This is a genomic window from Bradyrhizobium sp. 35, assembly GCF_023073215.1.
In the GTDB taxonomy this organism is placed as follows: domain Bacteria; phylum Pseudomonadota; class Alphaproteobacteria; order Rhizobiales; family Xanthobacteraceae; genus Bradyrhizobium; species Bradyrhizobium canariense_D.
The window spans coordinates 1-23,512 of the sequence record NZ_JADPJC010000099.1; the positions used below are offsets into that span (position 1 = coordinate 1).

The 23,512-nt window shown below is 58.4% G+C and carries 18 protein-coding genes and 1 pseudogene; 17 read left to right on the top strand and 2 right to left on the bottom strand.

Features of this window, described 5'->3' with window-relative positions; all coding sequences use genetic code 11:
• The 9 genes from IVB36_RS20695 to IVB36_RS20735 form a co-directional block, all read left to right on the top strand.
• Window positions 1–853 (top strand): 3-hydroxyacyl-CoA dehydrogenase family protein (locus IVB36_RS20695; protein ID WP_247392860.1); only part of this gene is annotated, 853 nt, incomplete at its 5' end.
• A gap of 283 nt (window positions 854–1,136) precedes the next feature.
• A complete protein-coding gene (locus tag IVB36_RS20700; protein ID WP_026233547.1) occupies window positions 1,137–2,228 on the top strand; it encodes an ABC transporter ATP-binding protein in 1,092 nt (363 codons plus the stop codon).
• 90 nt (window positions 2,229–2,318) lie between these two features.
• Complete coding sequence (locus tag IVB36_RS20705; RefSeq protein ID WP_247392861.1) at window positions 2,319–3,386, top strand: ABC transporter substrate-binding protein; 1,068 nt, start codon at window positions 2,319–2,321, stop codon at window positions 3,384–3,386.
• 62 nt (window positions 3,387–3,448) lie between these two features.
• The gene (locus tag IVB36_RS20710; protein WP_247392862.1) at window positions 3,449–4,699 is read left to right on the top strand and encodes an ABC transporter permease; all 1,251 of its coding nucleotides are present in this window, start codon (window positions 3,449–3,451) and stop codon (window positions 4,697–4,699) included.
• Complete coding sequence (locus IVB36_RS20715; RefSeq protein ID WP_247392863.1) at window positions 4,696–5,523, top strand: ABC transporter permease; 828 nt, start codon at window positions 4,696–4,698, stop codon at window positions 5,521–5,523. Before IVB36_RS20710 ends, IVB36_RS20715 begins: the two co-directional genes overlap by 4 nt.
• A 622-nt stretch (window positions 5,524–6,145) precedes the next feature.
• Window positions 6,146–7,348 carry a pimeloyl-CoA dehydrogenase large subunit gene (gene pimC / locus IVB36_RS20720; RefSeq protein ID WP_247392864.1) on the top strand — a complete coding sequence of 401 codons (1,203 nt, stop codon included), beginning with the start codon at window positions 6,146–6,148 and terminating at the stop codon, window positions 7,346–7,348.
• 87 nt (window positions 7,349–7,435) lie between these two features.
• The gene (locus IVB36_RS20725) at window positions 7,436–8,602 is read left to right on the top strand and encodes an acyl-CoA dehydrogenase family protein (RefSeq protein ID WP_247392865.1); all 1,167 of its coding nucleotides are present in this window, start codon (window positions 7,436–7,438) and stop codon (window positions 8,600–8,602) included.
• 62 nt (window positions 8,603–8,664) lie between these two features.
• A complete protein-coding gene (locus tag IVB36_RS20730) occupies window positions 8,665–9,819 on the top strand; it encodes a thiolase domain-containing protein (RefSeq protein WP_247392866.1) in 1,155 nt (384 codons plus the stop codon).
• Between the two features lie 4 nt (window positions 9,820–9,823).
• Window positions 9,824–10,204: an OB-fold domain-containing protein gene (locus tag IVB36_RS20735; RefSeq protein ID WP_247392867.1), complete on the top strand. Its 381-nt coding sequence runs from the start codon at window positions 9,824–9,826 to the stop codon at window positions 10,202–10,204.
• Window positions 10,205–11,186: 982 nt separating this feature from the next.
• Here IVB36_RS20735 and IVB36_RS20740 read toward each other — a convergent pair.
• Complete coding sequence (locus IVB36_RS20740) at window positions 11,187–12,857, bottom strand: MFS transporter (RefSeq protein ID WP_247392868.1); 1,671 nt, start codon at window positions 12,855–12,857, stop codon at window positions 11,187–11,189.
• Between the two features lie 832 nt (window positions 12,858–13,689).
• Window positions 13,690–14,145 (bottom strand): annotated as a pseudogene (locus IVB36_RS20745) (Lrp/AsnC family transcriptional regulator); the annotation flags it as partial.
• A gap of 187 nt (window positions 14,146–14,332) precedes the next feature.
• Here IVB36_RS20745 and IVB36_RS20750 point away from each other — a divergent pair.
• From IVB36_RS20750 to IVB36_RS20785, 8 genes are all read left to right on the top strand, one after another.
• Entirely contained in the window at window positions 14,333–15,568 is a 1,236-nt protein-coding gene (locus IVB36_RS20750) for an FAD-binding oxidoreductase (RefSeq protein ID WP_247392869.1), read from the top strand.
• 271 nt (window positions 15,569–15,839) lie between these two features.
• A complete protein-coding gene (locus tag IVB36_RS20755; protein ID WP_247392870.1) occupies window positions 15,840–16,895 on the top strand; it encodes a transporter substrate-binding domain-containing protein in 1,056 nt (351 codons plus the stop codon).
• Between the two features lie 4 nt (window positions 16,896–16,899).
• A complete protein-coding gene (locus IVB36_RS20760) occupies window positions 16,900–17,871 on the top strand; it encodes a proline racemase family protein (RefSeq protein ID WP_256467267.1) in 972 nt (323 codons plus the stop codon).
• A gap of 12 nt (window positions 17,872–17,883) precedes the next feature.
• Window positions 17,884–18,537, top strand: a complete 654-nt coding sequence (locus tag IVB36_RS20765) for an amino acid ABC transporter permease (protein WP_018458287.1) — start codon at window positions 17,884–17,886, stop codon at window positions 18,535–18,537.
• The gene (locus IVB36_RS20770; RefSeq protein WP_247392872.1) at window positions 18,537–19,376 is read left to right on the top strand and encodes an amino acid ABC transporter ATP-binding protein; all 840 of its coding nucleotides are present in this window, start codon (window positions 18,537–18,539) and stop codon (window positions 19,374–19,376) included. Before IVB36_RS20765 ends, IVB36_RS20770 begins: the two co-directional genes overlap by 1 nt.
• Window positions 19,377–19,387: 11 nt before the next feature.
• Window positions 19,388–20,287, top strand: coding sequence for a dihydrodipicolinate synthase family protein (locus IVB36_RS20775; protein ID WP_247392873.1), 900 nt, complete (start codon window positions 19,388–19,390; stop codon window positions 20,285–20,287).
• 169 nt (window positions 20,288–20,456) lie between these two features.
• Window positions 20,457–21,890: an NAD-dependent succinate-semialdehyde dehydrogenase gene (locus IVB36_RS20780; protein WP_018458290.1), complete on the top strand. Its 1,434-nt coding sequence runs from the start codon at window positions 20,457–20,459 to the stop codon at window positions 21,888–21,890.
• A 36-nt stretch (window positions 21,891–21,926) separates the two neighbouring features.
• On the top strand, window positions 21,927–23,315 hold the full coding sequence (locus tag IVB36_RS20785; protein ID WP_026233550.1) for a PLP-dependent aminotransferase family protein: 1,389 nt from the start codon (window positions 21,927–21,929) through the stop codon (window positions 23,313–23,315).
• Window positions 23,316–23,512: the final 197 nt, after the last annotated feature.

The window sequence follows — 23,512 nt, forward strand, 5'->3', positions numbered from 1 at the left end:
CAACACCTCCTACCTGAACATCGACGAGATCGCGAAGTCGACCAAGCGTCCGCAGGACGTGCTCGGCATGCACTTCTTCTCTCCCGCCAACGTCATGAAGTTGTGCGAGATCGTGCGCGCCGACAAGACCGCGCCGGATGCCCTTGTGACGGCGGTCAACATCGCCCGCAAGATTGCAAAGGTGCCGGTGGTCGTGGGCGTATGCCATGGGTTCGTCGGCAATCGCATGTACGATCAGAGCGGCAAGCAGGCAGACAAGCTGTTGTTTGAGGGCGCTCTACCGCAACAAGTCGATGCAGCCCTAAAGAACTTTGGCATGCCCATGGGGCCGTTTGTGATGAGCGATTTGGCCGGCAATGATATCGGCTGGCTTTCGCGTAAAGATCGCGGCGTAAAGTCGGAGATCGCCGATGCGCTCTGCGAGGCCGGCCGTTTCGGCCAGAAGGCCGGTAAGGGATGGTACAGGTATGACGCGGGCTCGCGGACCCCGATTCCAGATCCCGAGGTCGAATTGCTGATTGACCAGACTTTGACCCGGCTTGGGCGTAAGCGTCGCGTCGTTAGCGACGAGGAGATCATCGAACGCGTGATGTACCCGGTTATCAACGAAGGTGCGCGGATCCTCGAGGAAGGCATCGCTGCGCGACCGGGCGACATCGACGTGGTCTGGCTCTGTGGCTTCGGATGGCCAATCTATCGCGGCGGGCCGATGTACTACGCCGACCAGATCGGCCTAGACAAGGTCCTCGCCAAGATGAGGGAGCTCCAGGCCGCTGTAGGCGACGAATTTAAACCTGCCTCCCTGCTGGAGAAACTAGTCGCGGAAGGAAAGAGATTCGGCGAGTTCAAGTAATCGGCCTAACGCATGAAATAGTCCTCTGGATGGACGAGTTCGATAAAATTGGGATTGAGTAGCCCGCTAGTACTGCGCAACGACAAGAACTGCTCTGAACCGCGCGTCATAGAGCGGACAACTTACTGGAAGGAGCTAGCCTGTTGGGAGAAGATCATGGACAGCATCATGCAACCCTTTCGTCGCAGCTTAGATCACGCACTCAAGACGCCGCAATCCGTTGATGGGCATTGATGTCCGAAGGTCGGCGAGCGTCGTAGGCGCGCTGGAGGGAAGAGGTGCAATGACAGGCGCGAACAATGCCTTCGTGGAGTTTCGCGGCGTTCAAAAGACCTATGACGGCGAGACGCTGGTCGTTAAAGATCTCAACTTGGACATCGCACGCGGGGAATTCCTGACGATGCTGGGGCCTTCCGGCTCGGGTAAGACGACGACCCTCATGATGCTTGCCGGATTCGAAGCACCCACCTATGGCTCAATCCTCCTGGCGGGGCACTCCATCGAGAAAATGCCACCACATAAGCGCGATATCGGCATGGTGTTCCAAAATTATGCGCTATTTCCGCATATGACTGTAGAGGAAAACCTCGCGTTCCCACTCAAAGTACGCAAGCTTGGGAAGCTCGAGAGAGAGACTCGGATCAAGCGAGCGCTCGAAATGGTCCGGCTCGGCGCCTACGGCAGCCGCAGGCCTAGCCAGCTTTCCGGCGGACAGCAGCAGCGCGTCGCTCTCGCACGCGCGCTCGTCTTCGATCCCAAGCTCGTGCTGATGGATGAGCCGCTGGGCGCGTTGGACAAGCAACTGCGCGAGCACATGCAGCTCGAGATCAAGCATATTCACGAGACGCTCGGCGTCACGGTGGTCTATGTAACCCATGACCAGAGCGAGGCGTTGACCATGTCCGACCGCATAGCGGTGTTCAACGACGGAACCATTCAGCAACTTGCCGCGCCCGCCGAGCTTTACGAACGGCCGCAGAATGTTTTCGTCGCCCAGTTCATCGGTGAGAATAACCGGCTGCGAGGCAAGGTCGTCGCGATGAATGGTGGTACGTGCAGCGTGGAGCTCCCCGGCGCGGGCACCGTGCAGGCGTTGGCAGTCAACGTCGAAATTGGCGACCCGTCGGTGCTCTCGTTGAGGCCGGAGCGGGTGAAGCTAAATCCGGCGCTAGGTTCGCTGCCAAACGTCTTTAGTGCGAAGGTCCTAGAAGTCATTTATTTGGGCGATCATGTGCGCACCTGCCTCTCGGTCTGTGGTCATGATGATTTTGTGGTCAAGCTACCGAACTCGGAAGGTTCCGCACGGGTCGTGCCTGGTACGGTGATCACTATCGGTTGGGCGGCAGAGGATTGTCGGGCGCTCAGCCCGGCCTGAGGACAAAACCGCCTGGCCGGTCCAGGTTGGGCAGGATCTTTCGCGGCGCTTTCCAATTCTTTGGATGGCATAGAGGGGACAGAGCAGACGATGAAGAAGTCACTGATGAATGGTCTGGCCGCAATGGGCCTCACGGCTGGCCTGTTGGCGCAAATGAACGCCGCCATTGCTGGCGATCAGCTCACAATCACTGGGGGAGGTGGGTCCTTCCAGAAGATCCTCCGCGAAGTCGTTTTCGAGCCTTTCTCGAAGTCGACCGGGACCAAGGTCACTGACGCTGAGTATGATTACGGCACTGCAAAGATCCGCGCCATGGTCGAGACAAAGACGGTGAGCTGGGACATCGTCTACGCCGGCGAGGCCCAAACCCGGCAAATGTGCGACGAAGGTCTCATCGAGACACTCGACTGGAAAAAACTCGAAACATTCGGTCTTGACCGAGCCAAATTCGGGGATGCCAGCTACACGGATTGCGGGGTGCCGTCGACCGTCACGGGTGACGTCATCATGTACGACGCGAAACGACTGCCGAGCAGCCCGAAGACCATCGAGGATTTTTTCGATTTGAAAAAGTTCCCTGGAAAGAGAGGACTGAACAAAAGTCCTGTGGTCATTCTCGAATGGGCGCTGATCGCCGACGGCGTGTCCATCAACGACGTCTACAAGGTGCTCAACACGCCCGAAGGGGTGGCCCGCGCTTTTAAAAGACTTGATACTATCAAGAAGGACGTAGTGTGGTGGACGTCAGGCGCCCAGCCGGCGCAACTTCTCGCCGACGGGGAGGTCGTCATGACTCACGTTTGGACCACCCGAGCCTATGATGCTAACAAGAACTCCGGCAAACATTTCGAATACATCTGGGACGCTGCACTTCAGGCCGGAAACGCTTGGGTGATTCCTAAGGGCTCTCCGAACATTGATGCTGGTTACAAGTTCCTCGCCTTTGCCGGTTCGGCCCACGTTCAAGCCGAGGTGGCGAACGGCACCTCAGCTGGACCAGCCAACAAGGACGCGCTGAAGCTTATTGATCCGGCTGTACGCCCGTACGTGACAAATGCACCGGAGCGTAGTGGCATAACTATCCAACGAGATACAAACTTCTGGAATGAAAAGGGTGACGAACTGCGACAGCGTCTTACCGCTTGGCTCGCACAATAAAGACACGGCAGGGACATTAAATCCCCGCGCCGCCCAGCCGATACATTCAGGGAGCACGATCCATGCCGACCACGGCCGTCGAAGTCAAAGGTGGACCGGAAGGCATGCTTCTGCGGTTCAAGTTGAAGCGGGTTGAGCGCCGCCAGAAGTTCAAGGCTTTCATTCTCGTGCTGCCATTGCTGCTGTTCATCCTGGTTGCTTTTGTCCTGCCGCTGGGCCGAATGCTGTTAACCTCATTCCATGACGACACGCTGCTCACTCTGATGCCGCGTACCATGTCAGCGCTTGACGGGTGGGACGGCAAAGACTTGCCAGACGAGGGCGTCTATGCTGCGTTAGCATTCGACCTAAAAGAGTCCTGGTCGCGGAAAACGGCTGCTGCAATCGGCAAGCGGATGAACTATGAACTGCCTGGGGCTCTCAGTCAGGTAATTTCTAGCGCCCGCAAGGCCAGCACCCTACAAGCGGGTCCTTTCAAGGGGGCACTTACAGATTTAAATCCGCTCTGGGCACGTCATGACGTTTGGAGCCTTCTAAAGCGTGGAACCTCTGCCTACACCGCCTTTTATCTACTGCGCTCAGTCGATCTCCAATATGGTCCCGACAGTCAGATTGTATCCGCACCCCAGGAAAGCGCCATCTTTCGTGACGTGTTTCTGCGCACGCTTAGCGTTAGCGTTGGCGTCACAGTCGCAACCCTCCTGCTGGGCTTTCCACTCGCTTATCTGTTAGCCATTTTGCCGGCTCGGTCCAGCAACCTGCTAATGATCCTTGTGGTGCTGCCGTTCTGGACGTCGGTGCTGGCGCGCACGACTGCTTGGGTCGTACTCTTGCAGCAGCACGGTGTAGTCAACGAATTGCTCATGACATTGCACGTCATATCTCAGCCGGCCGCGCTCATATTCAATCGATTTGGAACGATAGTGGCAATGACCCATATCCAACTGCCGTTCACACTGTTACCTATCTACAGTGTGATGAAGACAATTTCGCCCAATTATGTTCGGGCTGCCCGCTCGCTCGGCGCCGGCCCGTTCTACGCGTTCTGGACGATCTATTTTCCTCAAACGGCACAAGGAATCGCCGCTGGGTGCCTGCTTACCTTCATTTTGTGTTTAGGCTATTATATCACTCCAGCGCTAGTCGGGGGACCAAGCGATCAGATGGTCGCTTACTTCGTTGCGCATTATACAAATGAAGACCTCAACTGGGGAATGGCCTCCGCATTTGGCGCGATCCTGCTTACCTCAACGCTGCTGCTCTACTTTGGTTTCAACAAGTTGGTTGGCGTCGAGCGGGTCAAATTAGCATGAGAACGGTCGCTGTCTCGCCGCTTCAGAAGATCTGGTACTATACACACCGGCTGATCTGCGGGGCTGTTATTCTTTTTTTGATCGCTCCGATCCTGATAATCATTCCACTCTCCTTCAATTCTGTACCCTTCTTTACTTATCCGCTCGAGGGGTTTTCACTGCGTTGGTACGAGGAATTTTTCCTAACGCAACGATGGCAGAGTGCGCTGAGCACTTCGGTTCTCGTGGCGACGTCTGTGACAGCACTTTCCACCGCGTTAGGGACGCCGGCGGCACTTGGGCTTAGTCGGCCGAAGTTTCCGTATCGTACTGCGGTGCTTAGTTTGTTGATTACCCCGATGGTTGTTCCCGCGGTGATTACCGCAGTGGCGATTTACTTCTTTTATGCCAATGTCGGGCTGCTCAACAGCTATGCCGGACTAGTCTTGGCGCATACCACGCTAGCCACGCCCTTTGTGGTTGTCGCTGTAACTGCCACGCTAACCGGCTTCGATTACTCCTTAACCCGCGCCGCTAGCGGCCTCGGTGCGACGCCGATCACTGTGCTCTTCAAGATCATTCTACCTGTCATCCTGCCAGGCGTTGCCTCGGGTGCGCTCTTCGCCTTCATAACTTCCTTCGATGAAGTCGTGATTTCCCTTTTCATTGCCAGCCCTGAGCAGCGCACCTTACCCATGGTTATGTTTTCCGGCATTCGTGAGGAGATCAGCCCAACGATTATCGCCGCTACCGCCGTGCTGCTGCTATTCTCAACCGTTATGCTCATCACCGTCGAACTGTTGCGACGTCGGTCCGAGCGGCTGCGCGGCATTCGTAAAACCTGAAGGGCTCCTCCGGGCGGCGCCGCTGTATCTGGTCACTTTCACCCTGTTTCTGAGCGATCGTCGCACGAATACGATCGCGATTTGGAGATCTCCATACTCGCCGAGCTTGATGCGGCGGATACTCGCGGATCAGTCGTTCGGCGGAGTGGGCAAGCATGCAATCCCGACTGCGATCTGTATAGTACTACAAGACTCGATTGGCTTCTCTGAACGCGAGCGCCTCGCTCAGCGAAGTAAACAATAAACGGCCGAATATCGAGGCCCTCGCTTTAAGAGGCCGGGAACGCCCTTCGCATTATTTTTTCGAAACTAGCCACCTTTTGCGGCCATTGTGCGTAGATCGCGCCTTAAGTCTCCCTCTGTCACAGTGAGTAGAGTACGTCGGCGGCAGCCACTTTTGTGTCGGTATTCGGGGCCTGAGCTGGGCGCATGCGTAGCGTGTCGGATGGAGGACGTCATCGCGCACCGGATAGCCCAACGTTGCGGGCAACGAACATAGTGCGCTACCTCCGTCTACTCTCACACCTGACCAGACGATGCTTACCATCGTATCCATCTTTCGGCCGCTTCGTTGAATGCTCTGGAACGACAATCTGAACGCACGTTTCTCACAGGCAGCTTGATGGATATTGCTTTCACAAAACAAGAGCGAGCGTTTCGCGATGAAGTTCGCCAATTCCTGCGCGATCACGTGCCGCCGGAGACGCGTCGCAAGCTCATCGAAGGCCGAGATCTCACGAAAGACGAGATCGTCAGCTGGACGCGAACATTGAATAAGAAGGGCTGGGCTGTTCCGGAATGGCCCAAGGAATACGGTGGAACGGGATGGAGTCCTGCGCAGAGCTACATATTTGGTGAAGAATTGCAGATGTACCCGGTGCGCGGGTTGCCAAGTTTCGGGCCTGGCTTGGTAGCACCAGTGATCTATACGTTCGGGAACGAGGCGCAGAAACGGTATCATTTACCGCGCATTGCGAACGCCGATCATTGGTGGTGCCAGGGATTCTCGGAGCCCGGCGCCGGCTCAGACCTCGCTTCCCTCAGGACGCGAGCTGTGCGGAATGGCGATCACTACATCGTCAACGGCCAGAAGACCTGGACGACTCTTGCGCAATATGCCGACTGGATCTTCTGCTTGGTCAGGACGGACCCTCATGTCAAGAAGCAACTGGGCATCTCCTTCCTACTGATCGACATGAAGTCGCCCGGGATTACGGTGCGTCCGATTCAGCTTATCGACGGTAGCTACGAAGTGAACGAGGTCTTCTTCGACACCGTGCGAGTGCCCGTCACTAATCTTGTTGGCGAGGAGAACAAGGGATGGGCCTACGCCAAGTTCCTCCTTGGGAATGAGCGTTTCGGCATCACTAGCGTTGGCTCTTCAAAAGAGCGTATCCGGCGCATTAAGTGCCTCGCCTCCTTATGCCGCGTTGGTGAAAAGATGCTGATCGACCAGGCCTCCTTCCGAGAGAAGGTTGCCGCACTTGAAGTTGGGTTAAAAGCGCTGGAGGTCACGCAGCTTCGCGTCGTCGCTAACGCATCAAAGCGACAGGAGTCCACGCAAGATCCTGCTAGCGCCATTCTCAAGATCAAGGGTTCGGAAATACAGCAAGCGACAGCTGAGCTTCTGCTTGAGGTCGTAGGACCCTACGCGCTGCCCTATGTGTCGCAAGATGATGGTGAGAACCTCAATGGGCCCCCGATCGGCCCTGATTGGGCCGCCCCTATCGCTCCAGCCTATTTTAATGCCCGCAAGGTCTCAATCTATGGGGGCTCCAATGAAATCCAAAAAAACATAATCGCCAAGGCGGTCCTTCGCCTCTAATGCCTGTTGCAGGTCGACTGCGTGAGGCGGACACACCGTTTCGGGACAGATCTAACGGGCATTGCTCTAGTTCGGGAGGCTTAACTGGTGGACTTCGAGTTTTCGGAGGAGCAGCGGCTCCTCAATGACAGTATCGAGCGGCTCATGCTCGAAGATTACGCCTTCGATCATCGCCGCAAGTACCAGGGCGAGGAAGTTGGCTTTAGCGACGCGATGTGGGCTCGCTATGCCGAGCTCGGGCTTTTGGGATTACCGTTTCGCGAGGCATACGGGGGCTTCGGCGGCGGCGCGGTTGAGATGATGATAGTGATGGAGGCCTTCGGAAAAGCACTCATACTTGAACCCTATTTTGCGACAGTAGTGCTCGCTGCGGGCGCACTGCGCCATGGTGCAAGTGAAGCGCAAAAGGCAGAGTTGATCCCCGCGATTGTAGAGGGGCGGACGAAGTTCGCCTTTGCTTACGCCGAACCAGAGTCGAGATACGATCTCTTCGATGTTCGGACGGAAGCAAAACGGGACGGTGACGCGTGGTCGCTGAGTGGCGCCAAGACTCTCGTCCTCCACGGGGGGGCGGCGGACAAACTGCTCGTTTCCGCGCGAACAGCTGGAACAGCGCGCGAGAAGGACGGGATTGGTCTCTTTTTAGTTGCGGGTGACGCGCCAGGTGTAACGCGACGCAGCTATTGGACACAGGATGGCTTGCGCGCGGCCGAAGTCACGCTCGAGAGGGTGCGCGTTGAGCCGTTCGGCGTCATTGGAGATCCGTTCGGCGGATTGCCAATTATTTCCCGCGTGGCTGATGAAGCCGTAGCAGCGCTTTGCGCGGAAGCGGTCGGATGTTTTGCGAGAATGCAAACGATCACGCTCGATTATCTAAGGACGCGCCAGCAGTTCGGCGCGGCGATTGGTTCATTCCAAGTGCTGCAGCATCGTGCTGTCGACATGTTCGTCGAACTGGAGCAATCACGCTCCATGGCGATCTACGCTGCGATGATGGTAGCTGACGGTAATCCGGCCAAGCGCGCTCGAGCAATCTCAGCGGCGAAGGTCCAGATAGGACATTCGGCCAAAGCAATCGGCCAGCAATCGATCCAGCTGCATGGTGGCGTTGGTATGACAATGGAATACAGCATCGGTCACTACTTCAAGCGTGTGACCATGATAGACACTATGTTTGGAGATGCCGATCATCATTTGCGACGGCTTGCCTCTTTTGGCGGGCTGATCAACGAGGACGACGAGCAGAGTATGTAACCAGAGGGGTGGGTCATTGGAGTGATCGCAACTTCTCTAATCACGAGGACGAAAGGATAATCATGGCTCGCGTCGAAACGGCCTACATAGTCGGTGCATACGAGCATCCCACGCGAAGGGCGCCAGACAAGTCGGTGATGCAGCTTCACGCCGAATGCGCAGCTGGCGCCCTAGCCGACGCTGGGTTGAGTAAAGACGATGTCGACGGCTATTTCTCCGCTGGCGATGAACCAGGCTTTCGCCCCCTTCCGGTGATCGACTTCCTAAACCTGAAGGTGCGGCATTGTGACTTTACTGATATCGGGGGTTCCGCGCCTTTGCAGCACATCGCCCATGCCGCGCAGGCCATCGCGGCGGGTAAATGTAGCGTCGCGTTGATTACTTTAGCCGGCCGCCCTCGCACCGCATTCGTAGAGTCCCAACCAGACTTCGCTCAGCCTGACTTGTTGTGGGAATGGCCGCTGCGGCAAAGGCTAGTCGATATCTACGCGCTTTGCGCGAGGCGTCATATGCATGAGTACGGGACCACTAGCGAGCAGCTGGCGTGGATCAAAGTGGCTGCCTCTCACCATGCGCAGCACAATCCGCATGCCATGCTGCCGAAAGTGGTGACCACCGAGGATGTGTTGGCGTCTCCAATGGTTTCCGAGCCGTTACATCGCCTTGATTGTTGCGTGATTTCTGATGGCGGCGGAGCCGTTGTAGTAACCCGACCAGAGATTGCCAAGAGCCTCCGGCGGCCCCGGGTGAAGATGATCGGGGCAGGTGAGGCCATTCAGGGACAGTCAGCTGGCGCGGTCGAGCTAACCGCCTCGGCGGCCAGGCAGTCAGGCGCCGCTGCGTTTGCAGAGGCTGGGGTCAGGCCGAGCGATATTCGATACGCCTCCATTTACGATAGCTTCACGATCACAGTGCTTATCGCATTGGAGGATCTCGGGTTCTGTGAAAAGGGACAGGGTGGCCGTTTTGTAACAGAAGGAAACCTGATCTCCGGCTGCGGTCGCTTGCCTTTCAATACTGACGGTGGTGGTCTGTGCAACAATCATCCCGCAATGAGGGGCGGAATCACAAAGGTCATTGAGGCGGTTCGCCAGCTGCGTGGCGAGGCCCATCCGGCCGTGCAGGTCAAGGATTGCGCCTTGGCGTTGGCGCATGGAACAGGATGGCTGATGGGTACTCGGCACAGCAGCGCGACCCTTATCCTGGAGCGGGAGTAGTCCGATGATTGGCACAGAATTTATTGCACAGAGTCCAGAGACTAAGCCGTTTTGGGAGGCGGCGGGTGCTGGTCGTTTCGTGCTGCCACGATGCCGGCAATGCAACAGAACTCACTGGTATCCCCGCGGCATCTGCCCGCATTGTCTGTCAACGACTATTGATTGGCAGGATTCACCGGGCGAGGGTGAGATTTACTCCTTCGCTATAAACCGCATGGGGAAAGAGCCATATGTGGTCGCTTATGTGGCGCTTACCGAGGGGCCGATCATGCTGACCAATGTGATAGATGCTGATCCAGGCGCATTGTCGATCGGCACGAGCGTAAAGGTGACATTCAAGCCAGCTGTTACACAAGCACCTGTACCTCTCTTCGTCGTGCGTTAGATTGGATAAACCGCGTCAGCTTGCTGAGAATGGCATCAACTTCGTCCCGAAAGGTCCATCTCCGTCTGTCGTGAACGGCGAGACCGGATAGAAGATGCGACCTCGATGGCTGGCAGTTATCTGTGGCCGCTCTCACGGACAGAGCAGTTGCGGCCTGATCCTAGAGGTCCCTTTGGGGACATTTCCTGCCTGACCCTGGTGGGCCGCTCCTCCGGGAGTGGCCCCCCTTGTGCCAGGTCAGCTTAGAGCCGGAGTCTTCCTAGGGAAGCAGGAGACCAGCATCGCGAAGCTCGGACCTAGGCGGCACACTGAAGGACCGCCTGCCTGCGATCCGGGAGTGGTCAGTCGGAAAGGACAGGGCGGGCGCAGGGTGGTCCATTCTCCCGGCTGTTGTGATCGTGCTGCAAAGGAGCATCAGAAAGGCAGCGTCCTACGCTTGCCGATCGCTGCGAATGTGTGGGCGCAGCTAATAGCGGCCGCCCAACCGATCGTTCGGGCTTCGCTTCACTGGCAGTTAAAGGCTCGGCGGCGCATCTCGCAGCTATCGCTCGCCGCTTTGAGAGCCATGCGGGAACGTGAGTGATGACGGCCTGCGATAGCCGGCCTATCGAGGCGAGTGCCGACCGTTTCAGAAGCTCTCGAGGGAAGCGATACGCCATGAACGACGCAAGTGTCAGATTCAACGACGGCATCAACGTCATCCTCATGCCGGCAAGCCACACCGCCCGATCGCCTCGTTACCAAAAATGCTGCATAACTCGCTTTTACGCCAACATTCTTGCGCCGACGCTCGTCGAGAGCTTCGCACAGCTGCTGAGACGTTGTTGCTTATTGTGGGAGCGACCTTCGTTCGTTCCGCAACTCTGCTTGAGCGCGTCGGTATGCCTCCGGAAGATAAACCTACTGCCATGAGCGATGCACGCCCGTCCCTGCCAAAGTTCAACGCCTCAAGGTAAAGCCGACGTCCCGGAATTTGTCACCATTACGAATCCGTGCCGCGCAATTGCTCGTCTGCGACGTCATCGGGCGCTGCTTCTTTCCAGCGTACTGATCCGAACGGACGCTCCAGCATACGTCGGACGCGAACAGGTTCATGACCGATGTGGAAGGCACTTGCCTGCCCATCTAGCGCTCGTTCCGATTGGGTTGCGCGGTTGCGCTGGCGCAAGTAATCAAGCCACGTAGGGCAGTGATAACGCTCGGTCCACAATTCGAGATCCGAAATATCTCGGGCAAGCGACCAGCCATAGGCTCCGTTGCGCTGACGGAATAGTTGGATGTCCTGCATCAAAGTGTGGAACGAGCGCGCGTTCTGTCGCGCGATTCGATATTCGATCTCCACGACAAGCGGCCCGCTGCGCTCCGTCAGGGCCAGCCTCACGCTTGGATCTTCAAGCATAGTAGGTTCTTCGTCCTGCGCGTTGACGCGCGGCATCGGCAGCCGGAACCCGAGCAGCGGAGAAACGAGCAGCGCGACAGCTGCGAACAGAAGCGCTACGCCGACTCCTGCAGAATCCGTCAGATGTCCCCAACCCCAACTACCGATGGCAATCCCCCCAGAACTGGCAGCTTGATAAGCTGCGAGTGATCGTCCTGCCACCCAGCGCGGCGCTGATAATTGCACGCCGATGCTAAACAGTACCCACGCCACGATCCATGCCGCCCCTGCTACAACCAGCGCAACCGCAGTCAGAACCGGTTCACGACTCAGCGCGACTGCAGCAACTGCCCCGCCCATGGACACAGCGCACGCACGGATCGCAGCCTCCCCGCTCAACCGCTTACGTATCTCCGTCATTTTGAGTGCGCCGATCACAGCCCCTAGACCAAAGGAGGCCAACATGATGCCATAGATTTCCGCACCACCGTGCAGAAGATCGCGCGCCACCAGCGGTATCAAAGCAAGGATCGCACCGCCGAAAACACCCATAAACATAGAGCGGATCAGGACGATCTTGATCGCAGGCGAATGAATGATGTAGCGTATGCCTGACACCATAGCACGGTGCAGGCTTTCGGGCGGCAACCGCGAGGGTTCACTGACGCGCTTCCAGAGAAGCAGAGCGATTACCAGCGGCAGATATAGGAGCGCGTTAAGCGCGAACGCAGCCACCGCGCCAGCGGCTGCAACGACGATTCCACCTATTACGGGCCCGACGCTACGCGCGATGTTGTAGCTGATGCCGTTAAGCGCTACTGCCGCGGGCAACGCTTCCGAAGGCACCTGTTCGCTTACGGAGGACTGCCAAGCCGGGTCTGTCAAGGCAACACCGCTGCCGACTACAAAGCAGAGCGCCAGCAGCAGGTTTGGCGTGGTTAGATCGAGCCAAGCAAGCGTAGTCAGGGCCGTCACGCCTGTAAACGAGACGCCGAGTGAGAATAGCATTACCATTCGACGGTCATACATGTCCGCGATCGCTCCGGCCGGCATCGAGATCAGCATGACCGGCAGCATCAGCGCCGTCTGCACCAGGGCGACCATCTCGGCCGTCGATGTCATCTGAGTCATCGCCCAAGCGGCACCCACCCCCCTGATCAGGGCGCCGAGATTGGAGAGCAGGCTTGCAAGCCATATCCGACGGAAAGCGGCATGTTGGAATGGGGCGGTGATCCCGTCGGCGTTACCCGTCGGGAGTTTTGGTTTATCACTCATGTGAGTTTGGAGCTTACCTGTTCGATATTCTTACGGGGCGCAAAAAACATGATTCCGCAAAGTCGGCCTCTCTCAGCCATCTAAGAAACTGGGGATGCAGTTTCCCGCAGACAGCGGCGATCAGACGGTGATAGAAGAGTCCTATCCTGGCGCGAGCTGACGATCTTCGGCTGAGAGCGGTAGAGCGGCGGTGTACCTGCGACCTGCTGCGCCTCAATAGTTCGATGAGCGGCCTCTAGTGAATTCATTTAGCGATTCCGAGTTGGCGACTTTCACGGCAACGGTTCGTGGACGTGAGTGTAAGTCGGCCTCTTAACGCCAGATCGAAGCCGCCTACTGAGCCGATCGTAAAGTAAAGCATTGCGTATTTTGCGCGTAATGTGCGCGTGGTTGATTGAAAAATGCGGCAAGTGCGGAGTTTGCTAACAGCATCAGAATCGCTACAGCCGGAGCCAATGAAACCTATGTAGGCTTCGCCACGGCTCACTAAACCATTTCGGGAACATCCGAAATAAGCATCGTAGCTCTCGCTAAGTGGCGGGGTATAAAATGTTTGGAGGAACATCCGCTCCGCCGTCTTCGCGCGGCACGCGTCTTGGCGCTGTGACGCGTCCGCACACACGAGCACAGCCATGCACGCAACAGGCGGAGCATGAATTGATCGCAGCAGCTACGCGCGCACTCGGAGATGCAGCTACAATTCTGCCGATCGACGATGCGAGGGCACGGTTGTTGTTGAAGCTGATTCGACTGTGCGCGGCCGTCGTCGGCTGTGCGTCCGGCGCTGTTCGCTGGCTGAACGGGGATTGCTATACCGGTTGTCGGGAATTGCCACTGGAATCGCGAAGCCTGCCTTTACCCGATCCATTACAACCAATGTCTTGAAGCTTTTGACATCCCGGTTTTCGTAGAAGAACCGTTGCGTAAACTCCTCGTACTCTTCCATCGTATGGGCGGCAATATAGAGTGCGAAGTCTGCGTCGCCGGTAATGTAAAAGCCATTGATGACTTCTACTGACGCTTTGATGGCCTTCTTTAACCGATCTACGACATCAGAACGCTTGCGTTCCAGTGTCACGAGTACCAGCATTTGTAGGGGCCATCCCACTGCCTTCGCCGAAACGATTGACACATCGGCCTCGATGATTCCCTCCGAACGAAGCCGCTTCAGTCGACGCTGACATGCGGTTGTCGAAAGACCAACCGCTTCAGCCATCACCTCGCAGGTCACACGGTTGTTCTTTTGTACGATCTCGAGGATGTGGGCGTCTATTCGGTCGTATTGCATATCCAGGGCTCCGGTCAATTCCAAGCTAGTGGGGTGCCTGGTACTTGTAATAGAGCAATTTGGCTGTATTGTCCTATATTAATTGCATGACAAGGAATGCAGAACATGAAGAACAGTATTAGGATACCTATAAACAGTGGCGGCCCGCGGCAGTGGACCTTGGTTGCGCATTTATTGGAGGAGACACATGGCTGAACAACGTGCCGTCGCTATCATTGGAGGCGGTGTAGTCGGGGTGAGTTGCGCGCTTATGCTAGCGCGGGAGGGGCACACCGTCACGGTCTTCGAGGAGGGCCGCGTCGGCCACGGTTGCTCTTGGGGCAACGGCGCCCAATACAATGCTGGATCGGCTCTTCCTATGGCTCATCCCGGTGTCATGTGGCGCGCGTTGCGCTGGTTCGCTGATGCTGATGGCCCGGTGCGCCTCGCCCCGCGTGAATTGCCCCGCACCATGCCATGGCTGGTACGCTTCCTGCGTACGGGGCGTCCGCAGACCTGGGAGGCGGCCTATACGGCGTTGCACGCCCTTAACCAACCATGCGCGGCTCTGTATCGCGATATGCTCGGCGACACCGACTGGAAACGATTGTTCCGGCCGAACGGCGCTCTCCATGTTTGGCGCAACGGATCGCCGAGCCCGCTGGAAGAGCAGGTGGACGGCCTGCGGACGCGGCATGGCGTGGCCTTTGAGAAGCTAAGCGCCGAGCAGGTATACGAGTTGGAGCCTGCTTTGTCCCACGATTACAAGCGCGGGATATACTTTCCCGGCAGTGGTCACGTCACGTCGCCTCCGGGGCTGGTAGAGGGCTTGATGAATAGAGCCATTGCGCTAGGCGCTTCAATTCGGGCCGCGCGCGTTGAGACGATAGAGCCGGGCACGGAATGTGTAACGCTGCAAACGAGCGCCGGTCCCCACCGCTATGACAAGGTGGTTGTCGCGGCGGGTATCGCTAGCCGCGATCTGGCACGCTCCCTAGGAATTTCCTTGTCGCTGGCCAGTGAGCGCGGCTATCACATCACCATGCCCGCTGGTTCCGGTGCCATTAGCCGCCCGGTCACCGACGCGGCCTCAGCCTTCGTTGCCACGCCGCTCCAGGAAGGGCTGCGCATCGTTGGCATCGCCGAATTCGATGCACCCGACGCGCCGCGCAACGTGAAGCAGAACAAGAAGCTGCAAGCCTACGCCCGCACGATGCTCCCTGACATTTCCCTCAGCCAGATGACTGACTGGATGGGTGTAAGACCATCGACGCCAGACAGCCTCCCGATCATCGGCGCCCATCCCAAGCACGCGTCCATCTTGTTCGCCACTGGTCATGGTCACATGGGCATCAGCGGTGCCCCCATGACTGCGGCTATCATCTCTGACCTCGTGGCGGGCCGCGCGCCCCGCATTTCAAGCGTCCCTTACCGCCTTCGATAAGGGGGTAGCCACTTAGCGTTGACTGCTTGATGCTGAGCGTCTCTGCCGTTCGGCGGAGGCTTTGATGTGGGACGCAGCTATCCGCCCAGAGTGACTGGCACGGTTGAAAACCATGGCGAGCTGCCCGTGACCAAGGTTTCTCCCGAAGGGGGCAGATCCATGCCGGTGAACCCGACTTCTCTTGTATCCTGCCGTGAGCTTCGTGCTTCTTATTCATGCATGTTGTGCACAGGGGAGCTTGATCTGCTTGGCAACGCTAGGACAGAGGAAAATGGGTGTCCTGCCCGCTACCATGCTTGAGGCTTGGTCGCCGCCGGCGCTCGATCGCTGCTTCCGTTCGACAGGGATGCCTCGCCCGGAGCAGGTTTGCATGAGCACGATATCTTTTTGTATTGCGTTGTCACCCGGTTTTGATATAGTACATTATCGAATTGTCATAATACAGAGTCTGCTGAGACTAGGACAACGAGGGAGGAGCATTCCCATGAATCGTTACCTGCGTGCGATTGTTGCTGTCACCTTTGGTGCGGCGGCGCTGTTCGGTCCGGCCTCCATGCCGGCTCGGGCTGAAAATCCCTCCCTGGTGCTCGACCGGATCAAGGCCAGTGGTAAGCTCAAATTTCCAGTGATGGTCGCGGAAGAGCCGGGCTACATCAAGGATCCCCGCACGGGCGAATGGTCAGGATTTTTCGTCGACTGGGGTAAGGATATCGCGAGCCTGCTCGGCGTTCAGGTCGAATACTATGAGACCACCTGGGGCAACCTCGCAGCCGACTTTCAGGCCGGCAAAATCGACCTTGCGGTGGCGCTTAATCCCAACCCTCGCCGTGGCCTCGTCATCGACTATGTCCCGGGCTCCATTGTTGAGGGCATCTGGGCGCTCGTCGCGCGTCCTGGCTTTACGCCCAAGACCTGGCGCGAGATGGACAAGAAGGAAGTGCGCGTCGCCGTGCAGAAGGGCGGCACAATGCAAGTCATCGCCGAATCCGTGATCCCGAACTCCACCATCGTCGTGGTGCCCACGCGCGACCAAGCGGTGCTAGAGCTACAGTCAGGCAAAATCGATGCGATGATCATTGCCGACCAGGATGCGGCCCTTCTCGACTCCAAGGGCGTCGGCAAGGCCGTGGTACCCACACCGATCCTGCGCAACCCTGCGACGATCGGCATCCGCCGCGAAGCCGGAAACGAGGGCTTCTCCAACTTCCTGGCCAATTGGATGTCGCAGCAGAATTCGCTCGGCCTCGCTTGCTCGCGCATCACTCGTTACATGCTCGAGCGCGGCATCGACATGAAAGTGGTTCCCCAGTCCGGCAAGTATTGCTGACGCCATGCGTACGAGCCGTCTCTTCACAGTCATCGACAGCCACACCGCAGGGCATCCCACCCGAACGGTCATGGCGGGCATCCCTCCGTTACGCGGGGACAGCGTGCGCGAGCAGCGGGACGATTTCCGCAACAACCATGACGGCTTGAGAACGTTACTGCTCCATGAACCGCGCGGGCATGCCGCCACGGCTGCGGCTGTGCCCGTGCCCTCCCGTGAGGCAGACCAGGGTCTTTTCTTCATCTTCTCCTACGCCTATGCCGACATGTGCGGTCATGCCACGATTGGCTACATCGCCAGTCTAGCTGCGATGGGGGCGCTCCCGTACGGCTTTGAGCGAAACGGCATGTCCATCGAGACCCCGGCGGGTATCGTCCATGTGACCGGCACGTTCGAAGCCGGGCGGCTGACCTCTGTCCTGTTGCGCAACGTACCCTCTTTTGTGCTCGCCTCCGATGTTGTTTCGGAGGTCGAAGGTCTCGGCACAGTGACCTGCGACATTGCTTATAGCGGGATCACCTACGCACTGGTCGACGCGGACGAAGTCGATCTTCCATTCAGCATCGACCATGCCAGCCGATGGTGCCGCGCGGGGGTCGCGATCAAGGAAGCGCTGAATGCGAGAAGCGGAGTGCCGCAGGTCGACAGCGTTCTGTTTTACCAGTCGATTACGGCTGGCGCCCGCCATCTGGTGATTTTGGCCGGCAATAAGTTCGACCGTTCGCCTTGCGGCACCGGGACCTCCGCCCGATTGGCCCAGCTTCACGCCCGCGGGCAGCTGGTCGTGGGCGCGCACTACCGAGCGGAGAACATTCTTGGCGTGCCCTTTGAGGCCAAGATCGCGAAGTTGGGCAGAGGGCATGATGGCCAGCCCGCGGTCATTCCCGAGGTGCGGGGCATGGCTCATATCACTGCATTCTCTACGCTCGTGCTGGAAGCGGACGATCCGCTGCCAGCCGGCTTTCTTCCCACCTGACGGGGGAGTGCCATGAAATTTGATCCGTCCATCGTCTTTGCGAATTGGGACATTCTTGCCTACGGCCTGCTCGTCACTCTGAAGTACACAATCTACACATGCGCCATCGGATTGGTGATCGGCCTGTTTGTGGCGCTCCTTCAGCTCACCCCCTGGCCATTGGTGCGATGGACCGGCCGAGTGTGGGTCGAGTTCTTCCGCAACATTCCCCTGCTCGTGCTGCTGATGTGGACCTATTACGCGCTGCCGATCTTTCTTCAGATCCAGATCGGCAAGGAAACGGCGGGCATCCTGGGTCTCGGGTTCTACGCCAGCGGCTTCTATGCGGAGATCCTGCGTGCCGGCGTCCAGTCGATCGACCGTGGCCAGACCGATGCCGCAATCGCTTTGGGAATGGGGTACGTGCAGCGCATGAAGCGGATCATCCTGCCGCAGGCGCTCCGCCGCATGGTGCCGCCGCTGATGGGCCAGACAATCATGCAGCTCAAAAACACGACTCTTCTCTCCGTGCTGACCATCCCCGACCTTCTTTATCAAGCCGGCTATATAGCCAGTTTCACCTACCGGCCGATGGAGGTCTACACCGCGATCGGCCTCGTCTTCATCCTCTTGTTGTTCCCTCTCAGCGCTCTTTCCCGGCGATTCGAACGCAAGGAGGCCGCGTGATGGCCGTAACATCCTCTGAGCTCGTACTGAGCGTACGGGGCATAGAGAAATCGTATGGAAAAAATCATGTACTTCGCGGCGTCGATCTCGACGTCCATCGCGGAGAGGTGGTCTGCCTGATTGGCGCGAGCGGCTCGGGCAAAACCTCGCTGCTACGATGCATGAACCTGTTGATGGAGCCTGACCAGGGCGAGATCGTCATCGAGGGGGCGCCTCTCTTCCGTCACTGCGGGGCCGAGCGGCTGAAGCTCTCTGGCCGGCAGGTCAGCGCGGTGCGCGTCAAAACCGGAATGGTGTTCCAGAGCTTCAACCTGTTCCCCCACCGTACGGCGCTAGAGAACATCATCGAAGCCCCAGTAGTGGTGAAGAAAGTGGCGCGCGGCGAAGCCGAGGCCCGGGGTCGCGAGCTCCTCACCCGTATGGGTCTTCCCGAGGCCGGGCATAAATACCCTTCACAATTGTCGGGCGGTCAGCAGCAGCGCGTTGCCATCGCCAGGGCGCTAGCTATGCAGCCCACCATCATGCTTTTCGACGAGCCGACCTCGGCGCTGGACCCAGAACTAGTGGGCGAGGTGCTCGCCGCCATCCGCCAGCTCGCCGCCGAAGGAATGACCATGGTGATCGTCACCCATGAAATCGGCTTCGCCTATGAGCTGGCTGATCGGGTGGTCTTCATGGACCAAGGAGTCGTTGCAGCCAGCGGAGCTCCCCGTGAACTCCTGCTTTCGAGCCCAAACCCGAGGCTCGCTGCCTTCGTCGGCCGGTTCACTGAACAGGCTCGCCTTCTCGGCCCCCTCACTTCGCAGGCGGCCGCACCTTCATCCACATCTCCAGCATAGGACTGTAAATCATGACCAACGTGAACTGGGGCGGTATCTTCCCCGTGCTCGTCACTCCCTTTGGCGCCAACGGCTCCATTGATGAGACGAGATATAAGGCGCTCATTGACGATGCGATCGCCAATGGCGCGCAGGGGGTCGTGGCAGCTGGCAGCACCGGAGAATTTTATGCGCTCACCAAGGCCGAACGCGCGCATCTCTACAAGTTGACCGTTGACCATGTGGGCGGCCGTGTTCCCGTGCTGGCAGGCGTCGCCGATTTGCGTGTCGAGGACGTGCTGGAAGCGTGCCAATCGGCCGTGGCAGCGGGGTGCGCGGGCGGCATGATCCTGCCACCCATCTACGCTATGCCGAGTCCGCGTGAGATCGTGACCTTCTTTGAACACATCTCCCGTAACACGTCACTGCCGCTGATGCTCTACAACAGCCCACGGCGCGCTGGCATCGACATCACGCCAGCCCTTGTGGAGCAGCTCTCTGCGCTGCCAACGGTGGTCGCGATCAAGGATAGCTCCGGCGTCATTACTCAAGTGACTGAGCTTGTGCAGCGTGTCGGGAACAGACTTCGTGTCTTCGTCGGTTACGAGACAATGATCGTGCCGGCCCGCGCCGTTGGTGCCCACGGAGTTGTCGCCATGGCGCATCAAATCGCCGGGCCTTTGATCCGCGACTACTGGGACAAAGCCCTGGGCGGTGACAAGGGATTGGACGATCTCGGCCGCGACGTCTTCGCCTTCTATCGTTGCTTCCAGTCCGGATCCTATTACGCGGCCATCAAAGAAACCATGAGCCAGCTAGGTCGGAGCGCAGGTGACCCGCGTCTGCCGCTGCTGCCTTTGGCAGACGAACAAAAAGCGGCCATCGCGAAGATCATCTCTGAGGCCGGTCTTACTCGCTGGGCTAAGGCCTGAGGGGGTCGTTCCAATCCTGCCGTTAGCGAAATTAGTATCGATCGCAGAACCCACTAATTGGGCGAGCAGAGACGGTTCACATCTAAGCCGCCTCGACAAAGGGGCTCGGTCGCATCGGGCTCTCGTTCACTCGCGTCTGAGCGCAACATATCCGTTTAAGGAATAGAAGATGTATACCAAACTGGCACTCCTCATCGATGGTGAGTGGATCGAGGAAACCAATGCTGGAAGCGAGACCGTTCTCAACCCGGCGACGGAGCAGCCTCTTGGCAAGCTGCCGCACGCGGGGACGGAAGAACTAGACCGCGCACTCACGGCGGCAAACCGGGCCTTCGAAGGCTGGAGGCGCACCTCGCCGTATGAGCGGGGGCAGATCTTGCGCCGCGCGGCCGGCCTGATGCGAGAGCGTTTAGACCATATCGCCACTGTGCTGACCTTGGAGGAAGGTAAGACCCTCGCGGAAGCGAAGGGAGAGATCACCGCCGCGGCAGAGTTTTTTGACTGGTTCGCGGAAGAGGGGCGGCGCAGCTATGGGCGAGTGATCCCGGCGCGCCTGCCCGATATGCGCCAGACGGTCACGCAGGAGCCGGTCGGCCCCGTCGCTTGCTTCACGCCCTGGAATTTCCCGGCAGTAACGCCCGCGCGCAAAATCGCTCCCGCTCTTGCCGCCGGATGCACTTGCATTATCAAGCCAGCTGAGGAAACGCCGGGGACCACGCTAGAGATGGCGAGGGCGCTCACCGACGCAGGGTTACCCAAAGGCGTACTGAACGTGGTTTTCGGCATACCGGCAGAAGTGTCCGAATATCTCCTGCGTTCCCCCATCATCCGCAAAATCTCGTTCACTGGATCAACACCCGTGGGACGTCAGCTCGCTCGGCTTGCAGGAGAGACCCTGACGCTCGCCACGATGGAGCTGGGCGGCCATGCACCGGTGATCGTCGCGAAAGACGCCGACGTGCAGCGCGCGGCGGAGCTCTCCATGACCATCAAACTGCGCAACACTGGCCAGGTTTGCACTTCGCCGACACGGTTTTTCGTCGAACAGCCAGTTTATGAAGAGTACCTCGAACACGCTCGTGCCTTCGTGGATAAGCAAGTGGTCGGAGACGGCCTGCAAGCGGCCACCACCGTGGGGCCGGTCGCCAACACGCGCCGTATCGCTGCCATGGACGACCTGATCTCCGACGCCTTATCCCATTCGGCGCGTCTTGTGGTGGGAGGTGAAAGACTGAAGGGGGCCGGTCTGATGTACAGGCCCACCATCCTGGCGGATATGCCCGAACAGGCGAGAGCCATGAGAGAGGAGCCGTTCGGCCCGCTTGCGCTGGTACAACCTGTTGATGACCTAGAACAGGCCATCGCACGGGCGAATGCATTGCCGTACGGTCTCGCCGGGTACGCCTTCACCCGCTCTGCCGCGACTGCGAACCGCATAGCGGAGCAGATGGAGGTCGGAGTCATCGGCATCAACCAGATGGTGGTGACAATACCCGAAACGCCGTTCGGCGGGATCGGCGACAGTGGCTGGGGCCGCGAGGGCGGCATCGAAGGCTTAGAGTCCTATACGGTAAGGAAGTATGTCGGCCATCTTCATGTCTAGCAAACGATGAGACCGAAACGAAAAGGAGCGCGGGAGATGAGCTTGGACGGGCCGGTTTCAGGCTGGCGACCTCGGCAGCTCGCTTCCGAGGGACCGCGGTACCTAGCCCTGGTCAACGCTCTGGAGCAGGACATTGCCGATGGCCGGCTGTCGGATGGCGATCGTCTGCCACCGCACCGAGACCTGGCACGAGAGCTTAGTCTCTCGGTCGGTACCGTGAGCAAAGCCTATCAAGAGGCGGAACAACGCGGGATCGTCAGCGGCCATGTCGGGCAGGGTACCTTTGTCCGGCGCCGCTCCGCTTCCCGAGCTGAGCCGACGGCAAAACATCAACCCGTTAACCTGGCGCTGAACGTCCCGGTGGAAGGTGGCGAGCGGCAGATCTTGTCCACGATGTTCAATGAGGTGGTGCGCGAACCTGATCTTGCACCGTTGCTGCGCTACCATCCCCATGGCGGCATCTGGGAGCACCGCGAGATCATCGCAGCTTCGCTGTCTGATAACAGCTTCACAATCAAACCTGCCCAGTTGTATCTATGCAACGGCGCTCAGCACGCCATCGACATCGCCCTTCGCCTCGTCGCAAAGCCAGGTGACAGTATCTTGGTCGATACCCTCACATATTCCGGCTTCAAAGCGATCGCCGCTGCTAGCCACCTCAATCTGGTGCCCGTCACGATGGACGAAGAGGGAATAGTCCCGGAAGCAATGAAGCAGGCGTGTCGCGCGTCTGACGCGCGGGTGCTCTATTGTATGGCAACCTTACAGAGCCCCACGGCTCGCACCATGGGTCTCGCCCGCCGGCGCCGAATCGCTGAACTAGCCGAAGAGCTCGATCTCGCCGTCATAGAAGATGACGTTTACGGCTTCTTCTTCACGGAGCGTCCGGTGCCGATCGCCTCCCTGGCACCTAACCGCACCTTCTACGTCACTTCTTATTCCAAGTGCCTTGCGCCCGCCTTTCGGCTCGGGACATTAACGGTCCCGCCGCACTACATTGCTCAAACCGAGCTACTCCTGCACGCGTCCGCCTGGTTTGTGGCTCCCATGCTAAGCGAGGTGGTAATCCGGATGATCGAGAGCGGCAAGCTTGAAGAAATTCTGCATGAGCGGCGTCTGCAAGCGCGCGAGCGCTACCAGGTGTTCCTGGACGTTTTTCCGAACGCCTCAAAGCTTCATTTCCCGGCCTTCTACGGATGGTTGCCATTGCCGGAAGGGTGGTCTGCGGATCAATTTGCCGCCACCGCCCGAGGTCGGGGCATACTTGTGACACCACGCATCGCGTCGGCGGTCGGCGAAGTTGATCCCGGCGCAACACGCATCTGCCTTGGCGCACCAAGGGATCTTTTCGAACTCTCCGACGTGCTGCAGACTTTACGCGATATACTGGCTCGCTATCCGATAAACGTCGTTTCTGTGGCCTAACCGTCTCTCGCTCTGGTTTGTTCTATCCGTCGTGTTGCCAAATACGGGAGCGAGATTGTACTCGTATTCAGACGTTCTGAGCTTCGACGGACGCTTGCGAGTCGTCCGTGAACAAGGCTCTAAGCGATTGAGCAGGAGTCAGTTTTCCGGTTGCGGCGGCATTTGAGATTGCAGGGATTGGGGGCTTGAGGCCCCCA